Genomic DNA, 20,667 nt, shown 5'->3' on the forward strand with positions numbered 1-20,667 from the left:
GGAGAAATAAACAGTACGCTGGCAGAGCCGACGGCGGCCATTGCGCGCGTGGAGCAGCACTTTTCCCGGGAAGCGCTGACGGTGGACAGAACGGATGGCATCAGCATGTCGTTTGTCGACTGGCGCTTCAATTTACGCTCTTCCAATACCGAACCGGTGGTGCGCCTGAACGTGGAATCGCGCGGAGATATTCCGTTGATGGAAGCGCGAACGCGCACTCTTCTGGCGTTGCTGAATCAGTAATGCCGGTGCTTCCTTTGCCCGAAGATGGGCCAGGGCGACTAACAGGAACCACGATGACACATCTAAAGAAGCGCGAACGCGCCAAAACCAATGCGTCGTTAATTTCGATGGTGCAACGCTTTTCGGATATCACCATCATGTTTGGCGGGCTATGGGTAATCTGCGAATTAAGCGGTTTGCCTTTCCTGTACATGCACCTGCTGGTGGCGTTGATCACGCTGGTGGTTTTTCAGATGCTCGGCGGGATAACGGATTTTTATCGCTCCTGGCGCGGCGTCAAAATATCCACTGAGCTGGTGCTGTTGCTGCAAAACTGGACGCTGAGCCTGATTTTTAGCGCAGGCTTAATTGCCTTTAATAATGATTTCGATAACCGTCTTGCGGTCTGGCTGGCATGGTATCTGCTGTCAAGCGTAGGGTTGGTGTTGAGTCGTTCGTTTATTCGCTACGGCGCTGGATGGCTGCGTAATCGCGGTTACAACACCCGCCGGGTCGCGGTGGCTGGTGACCTGCCTGCCGGACAAATGCTGCTGGACAGCTTTCGCCATGAACCGTGGCTGGGGTTTGAAGTGGCCGGCGTCTATCACGATCCTATCCCCGGCAAAAACTCCCACGACTGGGCCGGGAACCTGCAACAGCTGGTGGATGACGCTAAAGCCTCACGCATTCATAACGTCTATATCGCCATGTCGATGAGCGATGGCGCCAGCGTAAAAAAACTGGTACGTGATCTGGCCGACACCACCTGCTCAGTGATCCTCATCCCCGATGTCTTTACCTTCAACATCCTGCATTCACGGATTGAAGAGATGAACGGTGTTCCGGTGGTGCCGCTGTATGACACGCCGCTTTCGGGAATTAACCGTCTGTTGAAGCGTGCGGAAGATATCGTGCTGGCCACGCTGATCCTGCTGCTGATTTCCCCGGTGCTGTGCGGTATTGCGCTACTGGTGAAACTGACCTCAAAAGGACCGGTAATTTTTCGCCAGACCCGTTACGGCATGGATGGGAAGCCGATCAAAGTCTGGAAGTTTCGCTCAATGAAAGTGATGGAAAACGACGCGGTGGTGACGCAGGCGACGCAAAACGATCCACGCGTGACGCCGGTGGGGAATTTTCTGCGTCGGACGTCACTGGATGAGTTACCGCAGTTTATTAACGTGCTGACCGGAGGGATGTCTATCGTCGGGCCGCGTCCACATGCGGTGGCGCATAACGAACAGTATCGCCAACTGATTGAAGGGTACATGTTACGTCATAAAGTGAAGCCGGGCATTACCGGTTGGGCGCAAATCAACGGCTGGCGGGGGGAAACCGATACGCTGGAAAAAATGGAAAAACGTGTGGAATTTGACCTCGAATATATTCGCGAGTGGAGCTTATGGTTCGATATCAAAATTGTTTTTCTGACGATATTTAAAGGCTTTGTGAACAAAGCGGCGTATTAACATGAGCTTACGAGAAAAAACACTGAATGGCGCGAAGTGGTCGGCGATTGCCACGGTGATCATTATAGGTCTGGGGCTTATCCAGATGACCGTCCTGGCGCGGATTATTGATAATCATCAGTTCGGGTTGTTAACCGTGGCGCTGGTGATCATTGCGCTGGCCGACACGTTGTCTGACTTTGGCATTGCCAATTCCATTATTCAGCGTAAAGAGATTGGCTACCTTGAGCTGACCACCCTGTACTGGCTCAATGTTGGACTCGGTATTGGGGTATGCGTGACGATGTTTCTGCTTAGCGAGACGATTGCCAGCGTACTCAATAATCCTGAACTGGCGCCGCTCATCAAAGCGTTATCACTGGCGTTTGTGGTAATACCGCACGGGCAGCAGTTTCGCGCGCTGATGCAAAAAGAACTGGCCTTTAACAAAATCGGCATGATTGAGACCAGTTCGGTGCTGGCCGGTTTTACCTTTACCGTGGTCAGTGCCCATTTCTGGCCGCTCGCACTGACGGCTATTCTTGGGTATCTGGTGAACAGTACGCTACGTACACTGCTGTTCGGCTATTTTGGTCGCCAGATTTACCGTCCGGGGCTGCATTTCTCGCTGGCTTCCGTTTCGTCAAACCTACGTTTCGGCGCATGGCTGACGGCGGATAGCATCATTAATTACATCAATACCAACCTTTCTACGCTGCTGTTAGCCAGAACGTTGGGGGCAGGCGTCGCAGGGGGATTCAATCTTGCCTGGAACGTGGCGGTTGTACCACCAATCAAACTGAATCCGATCATTACCCGCGTTCTGTTTCCGGCGTTTGCCAAAATTCAGGATGACAGCGAAAAACTGCGGGTGAATTTTTACAAGCTGCTGTCGGTGGTCGGGATCATCAATTTTCCGGCGCTGCTGGGATTAATGGTGGTATCGAACAATCTGGTGCCGCTGGTATTTGGCGAGAAGTGGAACGGTATTGTCCCCATCCTGCAACTGTTGTGCATTGTCGGGCTACTGCGCTCTGTCGGGAATCCGATCGGTTCACTGCTGATGGCGAAGGCGCGGGTTGATATCAGCTTCAAATTCAATGTGTTCAAAACCTTTCTGTTTATTCCGGCCATTTTCATCGGCGGACATCTGGCGGGGGCGACAGGCGTGACGCTGGGCTTTTTGCTGGTTCAGGTGATTAACACCATCCTCAGCTATTTCGTGATGATCAAACCTGTCCTCGGCTCCAGCTACCGTCAGTACATGCTCAGTCTGTGGCTACCGTTGTATCTCTCCTTGCCAACCGTGGTTGTGAGCTATGCGCTGGGTTTTACCCTGCGCAACCAACTGCCGTTAAGCGCGGTGCTGGGGTTGCAAATCGTGGCGGGAACGCTGGCGTTTGCGGTGATGATTGTGCTGTCGCGCCATCCGCTGGTGGTGGAAATAAAACGCCAGCTCTGTCGCAGTGAAAAAATGAAAACCTTGCTCCGTGCAGGATAAGAACAACGCTTTAAGAGGTCATAATGAAACTATTAATTTTGGGCAACCATACCTGCGGGAACCGAGGGGATAGCGCTATTCTGCGTGGTTTGCTGGATGCCATTAACGCGCAGCGTCCTGAGACTGAAGTCGATGTTATGAGCCGCTACCCGGTAAGCTCCTCATGGTTACTCAACCGTCCGGTGATGGGCGATCCATTATATTCGCAGATGAAGCAACACAACAACGCTGCGGGCGTCATGGGACGGGTGAAGAAGGTCTTGCGCCGTCGCTATCAGCACCAGGTGTTGCTTTCGCGCGTTACTGACTCCGGCAATCTTCGCAACATCGCTATCGCCCAGGGATTTACCGATTTTGTCCGTTTACTGTCGCGCTATGACGCCATTATCCAGGTCGGCGGATCGTTTTTTGTCGATTTGTATGGTGTGCCGCAGTTCGAACATGCCCTGTGTTCATTTATGGCAAAAAAACCGCTGTACATGATTGGGCACAGCGTGGGGCCATTCCAGGATGAGCAGTTTAATCAACTGGCTAACTACGTTTTTGGTCACTGTAACGCGTTGATTTTGCGCGAATCCGTCAGTCTGGAACTGATGAAACGCAGCGCAATAACCACGGAAAAAGTGGAAGCTGGCGTGGATACCGCCTGGCTGGTCGACAATCATCATCAGGATTTTGAGCCGGGCTACGCCGTACAGCACTGGTTGCACATGGCGGCAAAGCAGAAGACTGTGGCCATTACTTTGCGTGAACTGGCGCCATTTGATAAGCGTCTGGGAACCACGCAACAGGCCTATGAACAAGCCTTTGCCGGGGTAGTGAACCGCATTCTCGCTGAAGGATACCAGGTGATAGCGCTGTCAACCTGTACCGGTATTGATAGTTACAACAAAGATGACCGTATGGTGGCGTTGAACCTGCGTCAGTATGTTAACGATCCGGCCCGTTATCACGTGGTCATGGATGAACTCAACGACCTTGAGATGGGTAAAATTCTCGGGGCATGCGACCTGACAGTGGGCACCCGCCTGCACTCTGCCATCATTTCGATGAATTTTATGACACCCGCCATCGCCATTAACTACGAGCACAAGTCGGCAGGAATCATGCAGCAACTGGGATTACCGGAAATGGCCGTCGATATTCGCCATCTTTTAGATGGCAGTCTGGAGGGCAAGGTCGCCGATATTCTCGGACAGCTTCCCGAACTGAACATACGGGTAGGGGATGCGGTTATGCGTGAACGCGAACGTGGGGTGCGCATGGTGGAGTCGGTATTAACGCGCATTGAGGGGGAAAAATGAAGATTGGTTTTTTCCTGCTTAAATTTCCACTCTCCTCAGAGACCTTCGTATTAAATCAGATCACTGCGTTCATCGATATGGGCTATGAGGTGGAGATTGTCGCGATGCATAAGGGCGATCTTGAAAATACGCATGCCTCATTTAATACCTACCAATTGGGCGACAAAACGCGCTGGCTGCTGAATGAACCGGACGGCAAACTGGCAAAGCTGAAATTCAGGGCGGCTGCTGCATTGCAGGGCATCACCCGTGCGGCCACCTGGAAAGCGCTGAATGTCTCTCGCTATGGCGACGAGGCACGCAATCTGATTTTGGCGGCTATTTGCGGTGGGAATCCGCAGGCATTTCAGGCGGATGTCTTTATAGCGCACTTTGGCCCGGCAGGCGTGACGGCTGCCAAACTGCGTGAGCTTGGGATGCTCCGCGGGAAAATAGCCACGGTATTTCATGGAGTTGATGTTTCGCACCGGGACGTTTTGGCCCGCTATACCCCCGAATATCAGCAGCTGTTTCAGCGCGGTGACTTGATGCTGCCCATCAGCAATCTCTGGGCCGGACGGTTAAAAAACATGGGATGTCCGCCGCAGAAAATTGCCGTCTCGCGTATGGGAATCGATATGACGCGCTTTACCCCCCGCCAATTGAAATCGCCAACCGCGCCGTTGGAGATTATTTCTGTCGCGCGCTTAACCGAGAAAAAAGGGCTGCACGTCGCCATCGAAGCCTGTCGGCAGTTGAAAGAGCAGGGCGTCTTATTTCGCTATCGCATTCTTGGCATTGGTCCCTGGGAGCGTCGTCTGCGGACGCTGATTGAACAATATCAACTCGATGATGTGATTGAGATGCCCGGCTTTAAACCCAGCCATCAGGTGAAGGAGATGCTTGAGCAGGCAGATGTATTTCTGCTGCCTTCCATCACCGGCAGGGATGGTGATATGGAGGGGATCCCGGTGGCGCTGATGGAGGCGATGGCGGTGGGGATCCCAGTTATTTCGACGGTTCACAGCGGGATCCCTGAGCTGATCGAGTCGGGTAAATCTGGCTGGCTGGCGCCGGAAAACGATGCTCAGGCGCTGGCTGAACGGTTGGCGGCATTCAGCCAGCTCGACAGTGAGCAGGTGCAGCCGATTGTGCAATGCGCGCGAGAAAAAATTGAAACTGAATTTAATCAGTTAGCGATTAATAAACAGTTAGCCAGCCTGCTGCAAACGATGTAAATCGAGGTTGTATGTCAGAGAAAAAACTCTCACGTCGTGCTTTTCTGACGGCAGGCTCTGCGCTTGTCGTGCTGCACTCTCCCGTAGGTCGGGCGCTTGAATCATCTGGCAGCGTCAATATTCAGGATTACAACCCAAAGGATTGGGTCGCATCTTTCAGGCAGGCATTCACGGAAGGGCAAACGGTAGTCGTACCCGAAGGGCTGGAATGTAAGAATATCAATACTGCGATTGTTATTCCGCCAGGCAAAACGCTATCCGTTCAAGGCCGCATAAGCGGCAATGGTCGTGGGCGCTTTGTTCTGCACAATGGATGCAAGGTGATGGGCGGGCAGGGCGGGAGCCTGAGGAATGTTACCCTCGATGTGCGGGGGTCGGACTGCGTAATAAAAGGGATTGCCATGAGTGGTTTTGCTCCGGTAACGCAAATCTATATTGGCGGCAAAAACTCAAGGCTGATGCGTAATCTGACAATCGATGATATTACCGTTACGCGCGCTAACTATGGGATCCTGCGTCAGGGCTTTCATAATCGCATGGACGGCGTAAAGATCACGAACAGCCGTTTTAGCGATTTACAAGGGGACGCTATCGAGTGGAATGTAGCGATAAACGACAGCAATATCCTCATTTCTGATCACGTTATCGAACGTATCAACTGTACCAACGGCAATGTGAACTGGGGCATCGGTATCGGGTTGGCGGGGAGTACTTATGACAATAGCTATCCCGAGGAACTGGCGGTAAAAAACTTTGTGGTGGCGAATATCACCGGTTCCGACTGCCGGCAACTAGTGCATGTGGAGAACGGCAAACACTTTATCATTCGTAATATTACCGCGCGAAATATCACTCCGGATTATAGTAAGAAAGCGGGCATCGATAATGCAACGGTCGCGATTTATGGGTGTGATAATTTCGTTATTGATAATATCAATATGGAGAATAGCGCAGGTATGCTCATTGGCTATGGCGTCATCAAAGGGCGATATTTATCCATTCCGCAAAATTTTAAGTTAAATAATATTCATCTGGATAACTCGAAACTGGAATACAAATTACGTGGCATCCAGATCTCCTCCGGTAATGCCACGTCTTTTGTGGCCATCACTAATCTAGAGATGAAGCGCGCCACGCTGGAGTTGCACAACCAACCGCAGCACCTTTTCTTACGCAACATCAAGGTCATGCAGCAATCCACGACGGGACCCGCGCTCAAGATGCACTTCGATCTGCGCCAGGATGTACGCGGTAAATTTATGGCCAAACAGGACACCTTGCTATCGCTGGCGAATATCCGTGCGGTAAACGAAACTGGGCAAAGTTCAGTTGACATTGACCGTGTAAACCATCAGGTGGTGAATGTAGAAGCGGTGAATTTCCGACTGCCGGGGCATGGGAGGTAACTTTGCGACCATTCCTGGCTCAAATTGAACCTACTTGAGCTTAAGATTACTGCATTCTGTAGATAAGCGGCGTAACATGCGCGGTATCGGTGCAATGTAATTCATACTGGCTAAAACAAGCTAAAAAGCTATAATTCAGCAACAATTGAATAGGTGAATGACTTAATGACTAATTTGAAAGCAGTTATTCCGGTAGCGGGCCTCGGGATGCACATGTTGCCTGCCACGAAGGCAATCCCGAAAGAGATGCTGCCAATCGTAGACAAGCCGATGATTCAATACATTGTCGACGAGATTGTAGCTGCTGGCATTAAAGAAATTGTTCTGGTAACGCATGCGTCCAAGAACGCAGTTGAGAACCACTTCGACACCTCTTACGAACTCGAATCGTTGCTTGAGCAGCGTGTTAAGCGCCAGTTATTAGCTGAGGTGCAGTCCATCTGTCCTCCTGGCGTCACTATCATGAACGTTCGTCAGGCGCAATTACTCGGCCTGGGCCATTCAATCCTTTGCGCTCGCCCGATTGTTGGGGACAACCCGTTCGTCGTGGTGCTCCCGGATGTCGTTCTTGATACCGCAAGTGCGGACCCTCTGCGTTACAACCTGGCTGCCATGGTTGCTCGTTTTAATGAAACCGGGCGTAGTCAGGTGCTGGCCAAGCGCATGGAAGGCGATCTGTCTGAGTACTCGGTTATTCAGACCAAAGAGCCTTTAGACAACGAAGGTAAAGTTAGCCGTATTGTTGAATTCATCGAGAAACCCGATCAACCACAAACGCTGGATTCCGATCTGATGGCCGTAGGGCGCTATGTGCTTTCGGCTGATATTTGGGCTGAATTAGAGCATACACAACCTGGCGCGTGGGGACGTATTCAGTTAACGGATGCGATTGCAGAACTGGCGAAAAAACAGTCTGTTGACGCCATGCTGATGACGGGTGACAGTTACGATTGTGGTAAAAAAATGGGCTACATGCAGGCTTTTGTGAAGTACGGGCTGCGTAATCTGAAGGAAGGTGCCAAGTTCCGTAAGGGCATCGAGAAGCTACTGAGCGAGTAGAGACTTACAGGTCTTTGTGACGGTAAGCCAGAAAAAATAGCGGCAGCTAACATCCTTGTGACTATGCTTTATGCTGTGGGGTGTTACTGTCGTTTTTTTATGAAAAACAACCAATAACAACGAGTTAACCTACTAAGTTTAATCCTGGATTGGGTTGATTTTTCCTTGTTTCTGATAGCATTTGGTAAGACAATTAGCGTTAAAAATTTCAGAGCTTTGCGATAGCGCTAACGGAGTTGATCGGACCTTTTAGATTTTAAGCAGTGCACTGGTAGCTGTCGAGCCAGGGGCGGTAGCATGCCTATTAGAATCAGAAAACTTATAAATCTATAAATATTGAGTAGGTTTATTACTTAGATTGCAAAATTTCGCAGGTGTTTTGAATGCTGGTTAAACTTACAAAAAAAATAAATGTTAATTTTGAAATTAAGAAAATAATTTCAAATGCCGGGTGGCTTTTATTTGATAAATTCGTCCGATTAATGTTTGGTCTGCTTGTAGGAGTATGGGTAGCTCGTTATTTGGGGCCAGAGACATATGGTCAACTGGCATATGTAATTACGCTCATTAGTTTTTTTCAAGTGATAGCATTGCTTGGAATGGATACGATTTTAGTACGCGATATTGCTCATAATATAGATAAGGCACATCAAAATTTAGGAACCGCGCTCATTTTGCGTTTCTGTGTTGGTTTTTTATGTTTAATCGTGGCAGTGGGTGGGGTTGCTTTTTTTAATGGTGCCCATTTTGCATTGTTAACCTTATTGGCTGGTGGTGGACTAGTATTTCAATGCGCTGATACAATTGATATTTGGTTTCAAAGTCAAAGTCAGAGTAAAAGAACTGTTATAGCAAAGTTGTGCGCATACACTATTACAAATATAATGAGAGTTGTTCTAATATTATGTCACAGTCCGCTCTGGGCATTCGCGTTACTACTTAGCATAGATGCGTTATTATCTGCGTTAGCGCTGACCTATGCGTATAGAAAATTTAGAACTAAACATCAGTGGTCTGCAACTGTAGAAAAATGCAAATTATTACTTAGTGAGTCTTGGCCTTATTTAGTAAGTGGACTATCGATCATACTATATATGAGGATAGATCAGGTCATGATAAAAAATCTATTAGGTGAAGAATCATTAGGGGTTTATGCGGCCGCATTGCAATTTTCGACATTATGGAATTTTGTTCCGGTAACATTATCAGTGAGTTTGGCACCATATATTGCAAGAAAGAAGAGAGAGGGTGAGCATGAGTATTATAAAGCTATCGGAAATGTTTTTCTGATGTTTTCCTTCATTGGTTGGGGAATAACGTTAATAATTTCAGTAATGTCTCCATTTATTATAGAAATTATGCTAGGAACCAATTATACCAACGGAATTGGAGTGCTTGCTATACATGTAGTGACAAACTTATTCATTTGCTTAGGGGTAGCTCAAAGCTTATGGATTGTTAATGAAAGGAAAGGAGCATTTACTCTATATAAGTCGCTTACAGGTCTTGTCGTTTGCGGCATAGCAAATTTAACTTTAATTCCATACTATGGAATTAAAGGTGCCGCGATATCTGCAGTATTGTCCCAGTTTTCGGCATCTATACTATTTAATTTGTTTTTTGCTAAAAGAATTTTTTTGATGCAACTCAAAAGTTTATTTTTTTTAAGGTAATAAACAGGAACGGAAAGTGAAAAAATATTCTCCTGTAATCGCTTTTGTCTATTCACGACCTGAGCATACAAAAAAAATGTTAACGGCATTAAGTAAGAATAGTCTTGCAGAATATACTGACCTTATTATCTATTCAGACGGTGCAAAAACCCAGAAGGATGATGCCGGTGTCCAGGCTGTGCGAGAATATATTGACACTATAACTGGATTCAATAGTATAACGATAGTTAAGCAAGATAAAAATATTGGACTTGCTCAAAGTATAATTCAGGGCGTAACGGAAACAGTAAATAAGTTTGGGCGCGTAATTGTTCTTGAGGATGATATAGAGACATCACCTTATTTCTTAAAGTATATGAATGACGCATTAGATATGTACGCGGAAGTAAAAAAGGTAGGCTCTATTTCCGGTAGCAGCTATCCTGTCAAGATGGCCAATAATAATGAATCAACCTACCTACTAAGAATTCCGCTGTGCTGGGGATGGGCTACATGGGCAGATCGATGGCAGAGCTTTAATAAAGATATTAATACAGTTAAACTAACTGATAAGAAAATTAAAGATTACATAAATTTTGATGGAGCATTTGATTTTTTTGAACAAGCTACGCTTAATGCTGATGGTAAACTTAATACATGGTTTATCTTCTGGTATATAACGCTAGCATCAAATAAGTGGTTGGCTCTTTTTCCGACAACAGTAATGGCGAAGAACATAGGTCACGATGGTTCAGGGGAAAACTGTAACGGTGATGACATTTATAAAGATACTGCTATTGCTAATAAACCCATAGAGTTAAACCGAAAAGATGTTCTAATTGAAAGTAAAGATTATTATTTGGCACATATAGACTATTTCAGAAGAAACAAAAAAAGCCTACTTGCCAGAGTTATTTCTTTTGTAAAAAGAAAGATAAAAGGGGCTTGATATGGGATTTTTGAATAGATTTAAATCATATCTGATAAAAAGAGACATAAATAAAAATGGTATGGGGATTTATATAGACCTGCTATCTTATGTTGATGAATATTCCACGTTTGAAGGTAATAATAGAATTACTGGAAAATCCTCAATTTATAACTCACATATTGGGAGATATTCCTATGCCGTTGGAGCAAGCATAGGAAATGCTATGGTGGGCAGATTTTGCAGTATTGCTATGGGTTCAAAAATTGGAGGGCTTGGCGCTCATCCAACGTCTTTAATATCAACACATCCAATTTTTTATTCTTCAAGAAAACAATGTGGTGTCTCGTTTACAAACGAAGATAAATTTGCAGAAGAAAAAACAACTATTTTAGGTAATGATGTTTGGGTTGGTGCCAATGCTATTATTATGGATGGTGTTAAAATAGGCGATGGTGCAATCATAGCAGCAGGTGCTGTTGTAACAAAAGATGTGCTGCCGTATGCGATTGTTGCTGGTGTTCCTGCTGTCGTTAAACGATTCCGCTGTTCTGCACAGCATGTAGATGTATTAAAGGATATAGAATGGTGGAATTGGTCTGAGACTGTTTTAAAAGATTATTTACATTTATTCCAGGGGGATATTAAAGATAATATAGTTGAATTAATTAGAGTAAGTAAAAAACTAAAGGAACATAATTGAATGCAATTCAAAAGTAATAATGTATATAAAAGCATACTGTTATTAAGTTTTTTCTTCTCTGGTTTTAGCTTATATTCTGTATTTATACCTTTACTAATGTTGTCACTATTCCTAACAGTCTATAAAAATAAATCATTATACGCAGGAAGTGTCGCAACAAGTTGGAATGTATTATTCCTTGTTTTATTTGTGTTATGTGTTTTTATTATTGGATACTCTAGGCTATATCTTGACTCGCCCATAAAGTATGCAATGTATATTGTCTTTATGATAGTCTGTTTAACGCTAATATTAGTTAATAATATTGAGAATGCTAAGGAAATGTTGCTTTTTCTTATTCTCGGTATTTTTGTTAGAGCAGAATTTGTTGTTATTTATAGTTTTCTTGAACCTTCTGGAGTTTATGGATACGGTAAATTGCTGGATCCATTTAGTCATGAGGAAATTAACTCGCCCGGAATAAGTAACTCACTAGCTATTGTGTTTATGTATTTATTAGTTGCGTTTAAAGCTAATACGTTTAACAAAAGAATTTTTCTGACATTATTATATCCTCTGCTTTTATTATCATCGATATTCCTTGGTGGACGTACGTTTTTTATTATTGCAATTATTAGTTTGTTTTATCAATACAGTAGAAATATAAATCTGAAAGCAACCATTTGGTTTTGTTTAATAAGCATTGGTGCCCTAATTACGTTTTCTCTAATATTTAAAGATTTGCCAGTTTTTGATAGGTATTTCAATTTGGTGTTTGAACGGTTTGGAAGTGAAGGGCTGAAATCAGCTAGATTTGAGCTTATACAAGATGGAATCACAAAATTCCTGATGCAACCTATGGGTGGATTTACACCGCATGCAAGTGAGTATTCTGGAAATTGGTATCATAACATTTATTTAGATAGCGCCAGAGTTGCCGGATTTATACCCCTGATCATGTTCCTTTTTTCTAACTTTATTCTTTTCTTTAGCTATTTAAAATATAAAAAGCAAAATGGGAAATTTAAGAGTCCGTATTTCTTTTTGTCGGTTTTAACACTAATAGTAATGTGTCAGGATGTAGTTCTTGAGGGTAATATGATGTTGCTGATCTGTTATGCTCTATTTACGACTATGCATATTCAGACCGGGAGGTATAATAAAAATGGAAGTATATTATAGAGTAAATGATTATTATCCTTTGGGTGCTGAAGGGAGCTCTGCTGCGAGTTCGGTGCGGCATAGAGTTGATAGAGTTTGCCGATGTCTTCCAGATGGAAGTGAACTTAAAATATATTCAATTATTAAATCTAGAAATGTATCAATCGTAAAACGCGAAAAACATAATATTTCGAATACGCAACAGTGTATAACATATTGTGTTGCCTCTAATTTTTTAGGTGCAATATTAAAAGGGTTTATTTCGATTTTTTTAATGTTCTATCTTATATTTAAAATAATGGGTAGAGGGAAGTATGTCCTGATCTACAATTTATTACCTGCTAATATCCTTGTTTATATATTACCCACATATATTTTCCCTTGGATATTGAAGAAAACTATATTTCAAGTTGAGGAAATATACAGTGTCTATGATTTTTCTTTTCTTAAGCGGTTTTTAACGCAGTGTTCGGAAAATTTTGTTTTCAAAAAAGGGCATAATTTCATTGTCGTTAATGAAAATGTCAGAAATCTAATTAAGAGAAAAGATGCAAATTCAATAGTTGACTATGGATACAATTCTAGAAATGGTAATACAATTAAACCTAGCTCAACACCAGGAAATATTATTTATACTGGGAGATTAGATTTCGTTGGTGGTATAGAAGTACTCTTACAGGCTCTGACTGATTTACCTACGGATATAAAAAATAAGTTAGTAATTACCGGTAATGGGGGCTTAAAAGAACATGTTGTTACCTGTACAAATGAGCTAGGAATTTCTTATCGGGGTTTTCTTAATGAATCTGATTATAATTCATTGCTGTTAGATGCAAAAATAAGCATTAACCCACTTCGGTCGCAATGTAAATTCTCTTTTTATTCATTTCCATCAAAAGTACTACAGTACTTGGAGTATGGTTGTGTTGTTATTTCGAGTGGGATTTCACAACCTGAATTGGAAGAATATTTTGCGGATGAGTTATTAACTTATGAAAATGATGACCCTGTAAAACTTAACTCTTTAATTAGAGAAGCAAATCTGCTGAATTTTGATAAAATGACAATAATAAATAAGTATAATGTCTTCATGGAGATGAAAGAACATAAGCTAAGGTCCTTTTTCACGACAGTTTTAGGAGGATGATATTTTGAAATTGGCTGTTTTTGATATATGCGGTACGTTATACCATGACAATACTACATATTCATTTTTGCGTTGGCTTTCTAAAAAAAACATAATAAAGTATAACAAGAGTATAATGAATGCCCCATATATATTGCGTGCGCTGAATGTAATATATTCATCCTTCAGTAGGAAGGATGTTTATAGGATTTTACAGGTAAAACAATTATCTGATTTCTCATTCGATGATATCAATAAATGGGCAAGGGAATTCGTAGATGAACTAGAAGAGAATCGCATATATAGCACAAATATTTTGATGGAGGAATATAAGAAACAAGGGTATAAAATTGTGATCGCAAGTGCAACTATCGAACCTGTAGCAAGGGCAATTGCTCAAAAACTAGGTGTCGAGTATTATTCTTCAACAATTGGTTTTTTAAATAATAAGTGCACAGGTGAAATTAATAAGGATCTGTTATTTTTAAAGAAAGACACTTTGTTGCATTTATTAAAAAAAGCAGAAACCACAATAGTCGTTACTGATAACTACACAGATATAGAGTTAGTTTTAGTGAGCGATCATTCTCATATTATTGTACGCAATGATAGAGATATAGAAAAATGGAATAGGTGTCTTAAAGCAAATGCTCGCAAAGTTGATTTTATTAAGAAGGATGCTTAATGAATAAATATATTATATATTTTCCATTCGGATATACTTTCTTATCTCGTATTAAGACCTCTTCTAAATTTATTAGTTTTTTACTCACAATACCTTTACCTTGTTTTTTGTTCTTTTATTTTGGGTTGCTAGATGTTGAGGCGAGAACCTTATCTCTGGGGATCGTTTTTATTTTGACATACTCCATTTTATATATTTTTTATGAGAATGGATATGTAGAAAATGATATTAAAACGGTAAAAAAGGAAGTGAATCCAACATTAAGAATTGTTGGTGAGTTGTATAATTACATAGACGATAACTATTACAGAATTATCATCATTAGAGTTTTTTTCTATGCTCTATCACTTTACTTTTTGTCTTTTTTTACTATTGGCGATGTCATTGTAAAAGTTGTTTTTTTCTCTATTGCAACCAGTGTGATTTATTTTTTTCACAATAGAACTCGAAATGCGATGAAGGTATTTACTTTCTTGTTATTATCCTCATCGCGATTTGTTTTTCCACTGATGGTCTTTTCATCTTATATAACCACGGAAAAGATCGAATATATACCATTGTCACTTTTTATATATACAATCCCAGCATTCTTTATATATTCAGCCAAGACATTTACAATAATGCAATTCGTAATTGGGCACGAAAATAAATACAAATTAATATACTATGCATCTACGTGTATTGTTTTTTTGATTTTGTATTATTTGGTGCCAAGTATTGACGTTTTATTGTTAATGGCTGCTATACTTTTTTATATGTTATTACTTATTTCTTTAAAAAAGATATTAAATAAATAAATGGAGTGTCAATGTCTAAAGTATGTTGCAGATTAGCAGGTGGGCTAGGCAATCAGATCTTTCAATATGGCGCTTCACTTCTTATTAGCAAAAAAAGTACGGTTCCATTGATTGCACTTGATGATTCTGAGTTAAAAAAATATAAGGCAGTAAGGAAAAATGAATTACCAATTTATTTTAAATTGGTTAGTTCATCGATAAAGAATCATAGTATTCTCAAGTTGCGTTTACCCCGAATGAAAGCAATTGCAAAATACAGTGATAGGTTTGTTGGTGACTATAATTTTAATCGAGTGGCTAATAAAATAATCCCTGCACAAAACTATTACTTGGATGGTTATTTCCAAAGTTGTCTTGACCAAAGTCTTTTCGATGAAATGCTTGAGGTTCTGAAAAAAGACTACCGATACACCAATCTTGGAATTCAAAAGAGCATTTGCGCAGTTCATATTCGTGGTGGTGATTTTTTAACTGCAAAATACAGTGGGATTGCTGATGTAAATTATTATCTGGAACAGTTGGCTAAGGTCAAAGAGTTGAATGTTGCAGAGCGATTTGTTATCGTAACAGATGATAAAAAATATGCTTCTGATATAGCCAATAAAATGGCTATAAAATATTCATTTTCCGAAGGCAATATGCTTGATGATTTTTTATTGTTAGCACAATCTGAAACTAAGATATTATCTAATAGTACGTTTTCTATTTGGGCATCAGCTTTAGGCTACCAACCTGGGTGCATTGTTTTTGCCCCCAAGAAGTTAACGGTTCAGGACTCTAGAAATTTCATTCTTCCTGGTGAGTTAAGTTAATAATATAAGGAGTTATTTAAAAAATGAAAGTTGCTTTAATTACTGGCGTGACTGGGCAGGATGGTTCATATTTGGCGGAGCTTTTGCTGGAAAAAGGTTATGAAGTTCATGGCATTAAGCGTCGTGCTTCTTCGTTTAATACTGAACGCGTGGATCACATTTATCAAGACCCACATTCCAGCAACCCGAAATTTCATTTGCATTACGGCGATCTGACAGACTCTTCTAACCTTACTCGTATTCTGAAAGAAGTTCAGCCGGATGAAGTCTATAACCTTGGTGCAATGAGTCACGTAGCAGTTTCCTTTGAGTCTCCGGAATACACTGCTGATGTCGATGCTATGGGGACATTGCGTCTATTGGAAGCCATTCGTTTCCTTGGTCTGGAAAAGAAGACCCGTTTCTATCAAGCATCCACTTCTGAACTTTACGGCCTAGTGCAAGAAATTCCGCAAAAAGAGACCACCCCGTTCTACCCGCGCTCTCCGTATGCTGTTGCTAAACTGTATGCCTACTGGATTACAGTGAATTACCGTGAATCATATGGCATTTATGCCTGTAACGGTATTCTATTCAACCACGAGTCGCCGCGTCGTGGCGAAACCTTTGTGACCCGTAAAATTACCCGTGCTATTGCTAACATCGCACAAGGTCTAGAGTCCTGCTTGTATCTTGGCAATATGGATTCTCTGCGCGACTGGGGACATGCGAAGGACTACGTAAAGATGCAGTGGATGATGCTGCAACAGGATGAACCGGAAGACTTTGTTATTGCTACTGGTGTGCAGTACTCCGTACGTCAGTTTGTTGAAATGGCCGCAGCCCAGTTGGGAATCGAATTACGTTTTGAAGGTAAAGGTGTCGAGGAGAAGGGGATCGTGGTTTCAGTTACCGGCGATGATGCTCCCGGCGTGAAGGTGGGAGATGTAATTATTGCTGTAGATCCGCGCTATTTCCGTCCTGCAGAAGTAGAAACTCTGCTAGGTGATCCGAGCAAAGCACACGAAAAACTAGGCTGGAAACCGGAAATCACACTTTCGGAGATGGTATCTGAAATGGTTGCGAAAGATCTGGAGGCAGCGAAGAAACACTCTCTGTTAAAGTCTCACGGATTTAATGTCAGTTTATCTCAGGAATAATCGATGAACAGACAACGTATTTTTATTGCTGGTCATCGCGGAATGGTGGGTTCCGCGATTGTTCGCCAGTTAGAACAACGCGGTGATGTGGATCTGGTGCTGCGTAGCCGAGATGAACTGAACTTGCTCGACAGTAAGGCTGTTTTAGACTTTTTTGCCGCCGAGCGTATAGATCAGGTCTATCTGGCTGCGGCTAAGGTGGGAGGCATTGTTGCCAACAACACTTACCCAGCCGATTTCATTTTCGAAAATATGATGATAGAGAGCAACATTATTCATGCGGCGCATCTGCACGACGTGAACAAATTGTTATTTCTCGGCTCTTCCTGTATTTACCCTAAGATGGCGAAACAGCCAATGGCGGAGAGTGAACTGCTGCAGGGCTCGCTCGAACCAACTAATGAACCATATGCTATTGCTAAGATCGCCGGAATAAAGCTGTGTGAGTCCTATAACCGCCAATACGGTCGTGATTATCGCTCGGTGATGCCGACAAACCTATACGGGCCCCACGACAACTTCCACCCGAGTAACTCGCATGTTATCCCGGCGCTGTTGCGTCGTTTTCATGAAGCGACGATGCAAAATGCCTCAGAGGTGATTGTGTGGGGAAGCGGCACGCCAATGCGTGAGTTCTTGCATGTAGATGATATGGCAGCAGCCAGTATTCACGTTATGGAATTGGACCGCGAAGTTTGGCAGGAAAACACCCAGCCAATGCTATCTCACATTAATGTTGGTACAGGTGTGGACTGTTCCATTCGTGAGCTAGCTCAAACAATCGCACGAGTGGTGGGCTACAGAGGACAGGTGCTATTTGATGCGAGCAAACCGGACGGCACTCCCCGCAAATTACTTGACGTCTCGAGACTAAAAAAATTGGGCTGGCAGTTCGGCATTTCACTCGAAGATGGCCTGGGCAGCACATATCATTGGTTCCTTGAGAATCAACATCGATTCCGGGGGTAAGTATGTTTTTGTCTCAGGACGATTTTGTCACCGTCGTTCGTTCTACTCCGCTTGTCTCCATCGATTTGATTGTGGAAAACACGCAGGGCGAATTTCTTTTAGGTAAACGGCTGAACCGTCCCGCGCAAGGCTATTGGTTTGTACCTGGTGGCCGAGTACAGAAGGATGAGCCATTGAGTGCGGCCTTTGAACGGCTAACTGAAGGCGAATTGGGATTGCGATTACCGTTGTCCGCTGGCAAGTTTTATGGCGTCTGGCAACACTTCTATAACGACAATTTCGCCAATGAGGAGTTTTCGACCCATTACGTGGTGCTCGGTTTTCGTCTGCAAGTACAGGAAAAAGACCTGTGTTTGCCCGACGCGCAGCACGAAGCATACTGCTGGCTGGCGCCTGCGGTATTGTTGAGTAGCGAGAACGTTCATGAAAACAGTCGTGCCTATTTTCAAAATGATGCCAATCATGTCATTGGCTTAGAAACGAAGGATGTCAAATATGTCTGATGTACCGTTAATCGCTGTCGTAATGGCTGGTGGTACGGGGAGTCGTCTTTGGCCTCTATCTAGGGAGCTTTATCCGAAACAATTTTTACAACTTTCGGGTGAACACTCCCTATTACAGACAACCTTACTTCGGCTGTCGAATCTTTCTTGTGAAACGCCATTAGTTATCACGAATGAACAACATCGCTTTATTGTTGCTGAGCAGTTAAGACAGATAGATCAGTTACGCGATAATATCATTCTGGAACCGTGTGGACGCAATACTGCACCTGCAATTGCGCTTTCAGCTTTTTCTGCGCTGAAGCGTAATGAGCAAGAGGATCCATTGCTATTGGTACTTGCTGCTGACCACATTATCACTAAAGAAAAAATCTTTTGTGATGCAATTCAGAAAGCAATACCAATTGCAGAAAATGGAAGTATTGTGACCTTCGGTATTGTGCCTGAATATGCTGAAACTGGTTATGGCTATATAGAAAGAGATACTGATGTACTATCTCTTTCCAATGTTGCTGAAGGTGAGTTTTATCGTGTTAAGAATTTTGTTGAAAAACCCGATCGCCTAACCGCTGAAAAATATATTTCATCTGGAAATTATTTTTGGAATAGCGGTATGTTTATGTTTAAAGCATCGGCTTATTTAGAAGAGTTAAAGAAGTATAGACCAGATATCTACAGTATCTGTGAGCAGGTAGTCTCTTCCTCTTATCGTGATCTTGATTTTATACGTTTACCAGAAGAAATATTCAAGGATTGCCCTGCTGAATCTATTGATTTTGCCGTTATGGAAAAAACGGATCGTTGTATTGTTTGTCCAGTTGATATCGGTTGGAGCGATGTTGGCTCTTGGCAATCATTATGGGATATTAGTGATAAAACACATACTGGCGATGTTTGCAAAGGAGATGTCCTGACATATAACACCAAGAATAATTATATTTATTCAGAGTCCGCACTGGTTGCAGCTGTTGGTGTTGAGGATGTCGTTATAGTTCAGACGAAAGATGCAATACTTGTTTCTAAGAAATCTGACGTTCAGGATGTCAAAAAGATAGTTGAAATGCTCAAGTCACAAGAACGGTCAGAATACATCGCACATCGTGAGGTATTTCGACCCTGGGGTAAATTTGATGCAATTGATCAAGGCGAACGATATAAAGTTAAGAAAATCATAGTCAAACCGGGTGAAGGGCTTTCTTTACGTATGCATCATCATCGGTCTGAACACTGGATTGTGCTTTCTGGGACGGCGAAAGTTACTCTTAATGATAAAACGATGTTGGTCACTGCAAATGAATCAATTTATATCCCTCTTGGGGCCACGTATAGTCTAGAGAATCCAGGAATTATCCCCCTTAATCTCATTGAAGTAAGTTCAGGAGATTATTTAGGAGAGGATGACATCGTTCGGCAAAAAGAACGTTATAGAAAAGATGATTAGGGTATGAAAAAATTAACCTGTTTCAAAGCCTACGATATTCGCGGCAGGCTGGGCGAAGAGCTGAATGAAGATATTGCGTGGCGCATTGGCCGCGCTTACGGCGAGTTCCTGAAGCCAAAAACGATTGTCCTCGGCGGGGATGTGCGCCTGACCAGCGAGACGCTAAAGCTGGCGCTGGCGAAAGGACTGCAGGATGCAGGGGTGGATGTGCTGGATATTGGTATGTCGGGCACCGAAGAGATTTATTTCGCCACTTTCCATCTTGGCGTTGATGGCGGTATCGAAGTGACCGCCAGCCATAATCCAATGGATTACAACGGCATGAAGCTGGTGCGGGAAGGGGCGCGGCCCATCAGTGGCGATACCGGTCTGCGCGACGTGCAGCGTCTGGCGGAAGCGAATAACTTCCCGGCGGTTGATGAGAGCAAACGTGGCCGTTACCAGCGGATTAATCCTCGCGATGCCTACATCGACCATCTGCTGGGTTACATCAATCCCGGCAACCTGAAACCGATGAAGCTGGTGCTCAATTCCGGCAACGGTGCGGCAGGTCCGGTGGTTGACGCCATTGAGGCCCGCTTTAAGGCGCTGGGCGTGCCGGTCGAGTTCATCAAA

Annotated in this window: 17 protein-coding genes and 2 pseudogenes; all 19 read left to right on the forward strand. The window is 43.3% G+C overall.

The annotated features are described in order from the left end of the window. Positions 1-243: pseudogene (locus tag FDW92_RS16480) on the forward strand (phosphomannomutase CpsG); the annotation flags it as partial. Positions 244-296: 53 nt separating this feature from the next. Beyond that, entirely contained in the window at positions 297-1,691 is a 1,395-nt protein-coding gene (gene wcaJ / locus FDW92_RS16485) for an undecaprenyl-phosphate glucose phosphotransferase (RefSeq protein ID WP_042307472.1), read from the forward strand. A 1-nt stretch (position 1,692) separates the two neighbouring features. Beyond that, entirely contained in the window at positions 1,693-3,171 is a 1,479-nt protein-coding gene (locus tag FDW92_RS16490; protein ID WP_137400662.1) for an MOP flippase family protein, read from the forward strand. Between the two features lie 23 nt (positions 3,172-3,194). Next, positions 3,195-4,475 (forward strand): colanic acid biosynthesis pyruvyl transferase WcaK, encoded by a 1,281-nt coding sequence (gene wcaK / locus FDW92_RS16495; RefSeq protein WP_042307476.1) that lies wholly within the window; start codon positions 3,195-3,197, stop codon positions 4,473-4,475. Continuing rightward, positions 4,472-5,692 (forward strand): colanic acid biosynthesis glycosyltransferase WcaL, encoded by a 1,221-nt coding sequence (gene wcaL, locus FDW92_RS16500; RefSeq protein WP_042307478.1) that lies wholly within the window; start codon positions 4,472-4,474, stop codon positions 5,690-5,692. Before wcaK ends, wcaL begins: the two co-directional genes overlap by 4 nt. An 11-nt stretch (positions 5,693-5,703) precedes the next feature. Continuing rightward, on the forward strand, positions 5,704-7,098 hold the full coding sequence (wcaM, locus tag FDW92_RS16505) for a colanic acid biosynthesis protein WcaM (protein ID WP_042307481.1): 1,395 nt from the start codon (positions 5,704-5,706) through the stop codon (positions 7,096-7,098). A 165-nt stretch (positions 7,099-7,263) separates the two neighbouring features. Beyond that, on the forward strand, positions 7,264-8,157 hold the full coding sequence (galF, locus tag FDW92_RS16510) for a UTP--glucose-1-phosphate uridylyltransferase GalF (protein ID WP_042307483.1): 894 nt from the start codon (positions 7,264-7,266) through the stop codon (positions 8,155-8,157). Positions 8,158-8,540: 383 nt separating this feature from the next. Then, positions 8,541-9,830 (forward strand): flippase, encoded by a 1,290-nt coding sequence (locus FDW92_RS16515; protein ID WP_042307485.1) that lies wholly within the window; start codon positions 8,541-8,543, stop codon positions 9,828-9,830. Between the two features lie 16 nt (positions 9,831-9,846). Next, positions 9,847-10,758, forward strand: coding sequence for a hypothetical protein (locus tag FDW92_RS16520; protein ID WP_042307488.1), 912 nt, complete (start codon positions 9,847-9,849; stop codon positions 10,756-10,758). A gap of 1 nt (position 10,759) precedes the next feature. Continuing rightward, positions 10,760-11,440 (forward strand): CatB-related O-acetyltransferase, encoded by a 681-nt coding sequence (locus tag FDW92_RS23315; protein WP_052511168.1) that lies wholly within the window; start codon positions 10,760-10,762, stop codon positions 11,438-11,440. Next, complete coding sequence (locus FDW92_RS16530) at positions 11,441-12,601, forward strand: hypothetical protein (protein WP_042307490.1); 1,161 nt, start codon at positions 11,441-11,443, stop codon at positions 12,599-12,601. Then, entirely contained in the window at positions 12,585-13,727 is a 1,143-nt protein-coding gene (locus FDW92_RS16535; protein ID WP_169742006.1) for a glycosyltransferase, read from the forward strand. Before FDW92_RS16530 ends, FDW92_RS16535 begins: the two co-directional genes overlap by 17 nt. 4 nt (positions 13,728-13,731) lie before the next feature. Then, positions 13,732-14,391 carry an HAD family hydrolase gene (locus tag FDW92_RS16540; protein ID WP_042307495.1) on the forward strand — a complete coding sequence of 220 codons (660 nt, stop codon included), beginning with the start codon at positions 13,732-13,734 and terminating at the stop codon, positions 14,389-14,391. Between the two features lie 808 nt (positions 14,392-15,199). Further along, positions 15,200-16,000: an alpha-1,2-fucosyltransferase gene (locus FDW92_RS16545; RefSeq protein ID WP_042307500.1), complete on the forward strand. Its 801-nt coding sequence runs from the start codon at positions 15,200-15,202 to the stop codon at positions 15,998-16,000. Positions 16,001-16,023: 23 nt separating this feature from the next. Further along, entirely contained in the window at positions 16,024-17,139 is a 1,116-nt protein-coding gene (gene gmd / locus FDW92_RS16550; RefSeq protein ID WP_042307503.1) for a GDP-mannose 4,6-dehydratase, read from the forward strand. Positions 17,140-17,142: 3 nt separating this feature from the next. After that, a complete protein-coding gene (locus FDW92_RS16555; RefSeq protein WP_042307505.1) occupies positions 17,143-18,108 on the forward strand; it encodes a GDP-L-fucose synthase in 966 nt (321 codons plus the stop codon). A 2-nt stretch (positions 18,109-18,110) separates the two neighbouring features. Further along, positions 18,111-18,611 carry a GDP-mannose mannosyl hydrolase gene (locus tag FDW92_RS16560; protein ID WP_042307506.1) on the forward strand — a complete coding sequence of 167 codons (501 nt, stop codon included), beginning with the start codon at positions 18,111-18,113 and terminating at the stop codon, positions 18,609-18,611. After that, a complete protein-coding gene (locus FDW92_RS16565) occupies positions 18,604-20,052 on the forward strand; it encodes a mannose-1-phosphate guanylyltransferase/mannose-6-phosphate isomerase (RefSeq protein WP_042307508.1) in 1,449 nt (482 codons plus the stop codon). The genes FDW92_RS16560 and FDW92_RS16565 overlap by 8 nt, the downstream gene beginning before the upstream one ends. Before the next feature lie 3 nt (positions 20,053-20,055). Next, positions 20,056-20,667 (forward strand): annotated as a pseudogene (gene cpsG / locus FDW92_RS16570) (colanic acid biosynthesis phosphomannomutase CpsG); the annotation flags it as partial.

It is taken from the genome of Citrobacter sp. wls706, assembly GCF_005281305.1.
In the GTDB taxonomy this organism is placed as follows: Bacteria; Pseudomonadota; Gammaproteobacteria; order Enterobacterales; family Enterobacteriaceae; genus Citrobacter; species Citrobacter werkmanii.

Coding starts and splice junctions, on each gene's coding strand:
- wcaJ (WP_042307472.1), top strand. CDS start 297: ATGACACATCTAAAGAAGCGCGAACGCGCCAAAACCAATGCGTCGTTA.
- FDW92_RS16490 (WP_137400662.1), top strand. CDS start 1,693: ATGAGCTTACGAGAAAAAACACTGAATGGCGCGAAGTGGTCGGCGATT.
- wcaK (WP_042307476.1), top strand. CDS start 3,195: ATGAAACTATTAATTTTGGGCAACCATACCTGCGGGAACCGAGGGGAT.
- wcaL (WP_042307478.1), top strand. CDS start 4,472: ATGAAGATTGGTTTTTTCCTGCTTAAATTTCCACTCTCCTCAGAGACC.
- wcaM (WP_042307481.1), top strand. CDS start 5,704: ATGTCAGAGAAAAAACTCTCACGTCGTGCTTTTCTGACGGCAGGCTCT.
- galF (WP_042307483.1), top strand. CDS start 7,264: ATGACTAATTTGAAAGCAGTTATTCCGGTAGCGGGCCTCGGGATGCAC.
- FDW92_RS16515 (WP_042307485.1), top strand. CDS start 8,541: ATGCTGGTTAAACTTACAAAAAAAATAAATGTTAATTTTGAAATTAAG.
- FDW92_RS23315 (WP_052511168.1), top strand. CDS start 10,760: ATGGGATTTTTGAATAGATTTAAATCATATCTGATAAAAAGAGACATA.
- FDW92_RS16530 (WP_042307490.1), top strand. CDS start 11,441: ATGCAATTCAAAAGTAATAATGTATATAAAAGCATACTGTTATTAAGT.
- FDW92_RS16535 (WP_169742006.1), top strand. CDS start 12,585: ATGGAAGTATATTATAGAGTAAATGATTATTATCCTTTGGGTGCTGAA.
- FDW92_RS16545 (WP_042307500.1), top strand. CDS start 15,200: ATGTCTAAAGTATGTTGCAGATTAGCAGGTGGGCTAGGCAATCAGATC.
- gmd (WP_042307503.1), top strand. CDS start 16,024: ATGAAAGTTGCTTTAATTACTGGCGTGACTGGGCAGGATGGTTCATAT.
- FDW92_RS16555 (WP_042307505.1), top strand. CDS start 17,143: ATGAACAGACAACGTATTTTTATTGCTGGTCATCGCGGAATGGTGGGT.
- FDW92_RS16560 (WP_042307506.1), top strand. CDS start 18,111: ATGTTTTTGTCTCAGGACGATTTTGTCACCGTCGTTCGTTCTACTCCG.
- FDW92_RS16565 (WP_042307508.1), top strand. CDS start 18,604: ATGTCTGATGTACCGTTAATCGCTGTCGTAATGGCTGGTGGTACGGGG.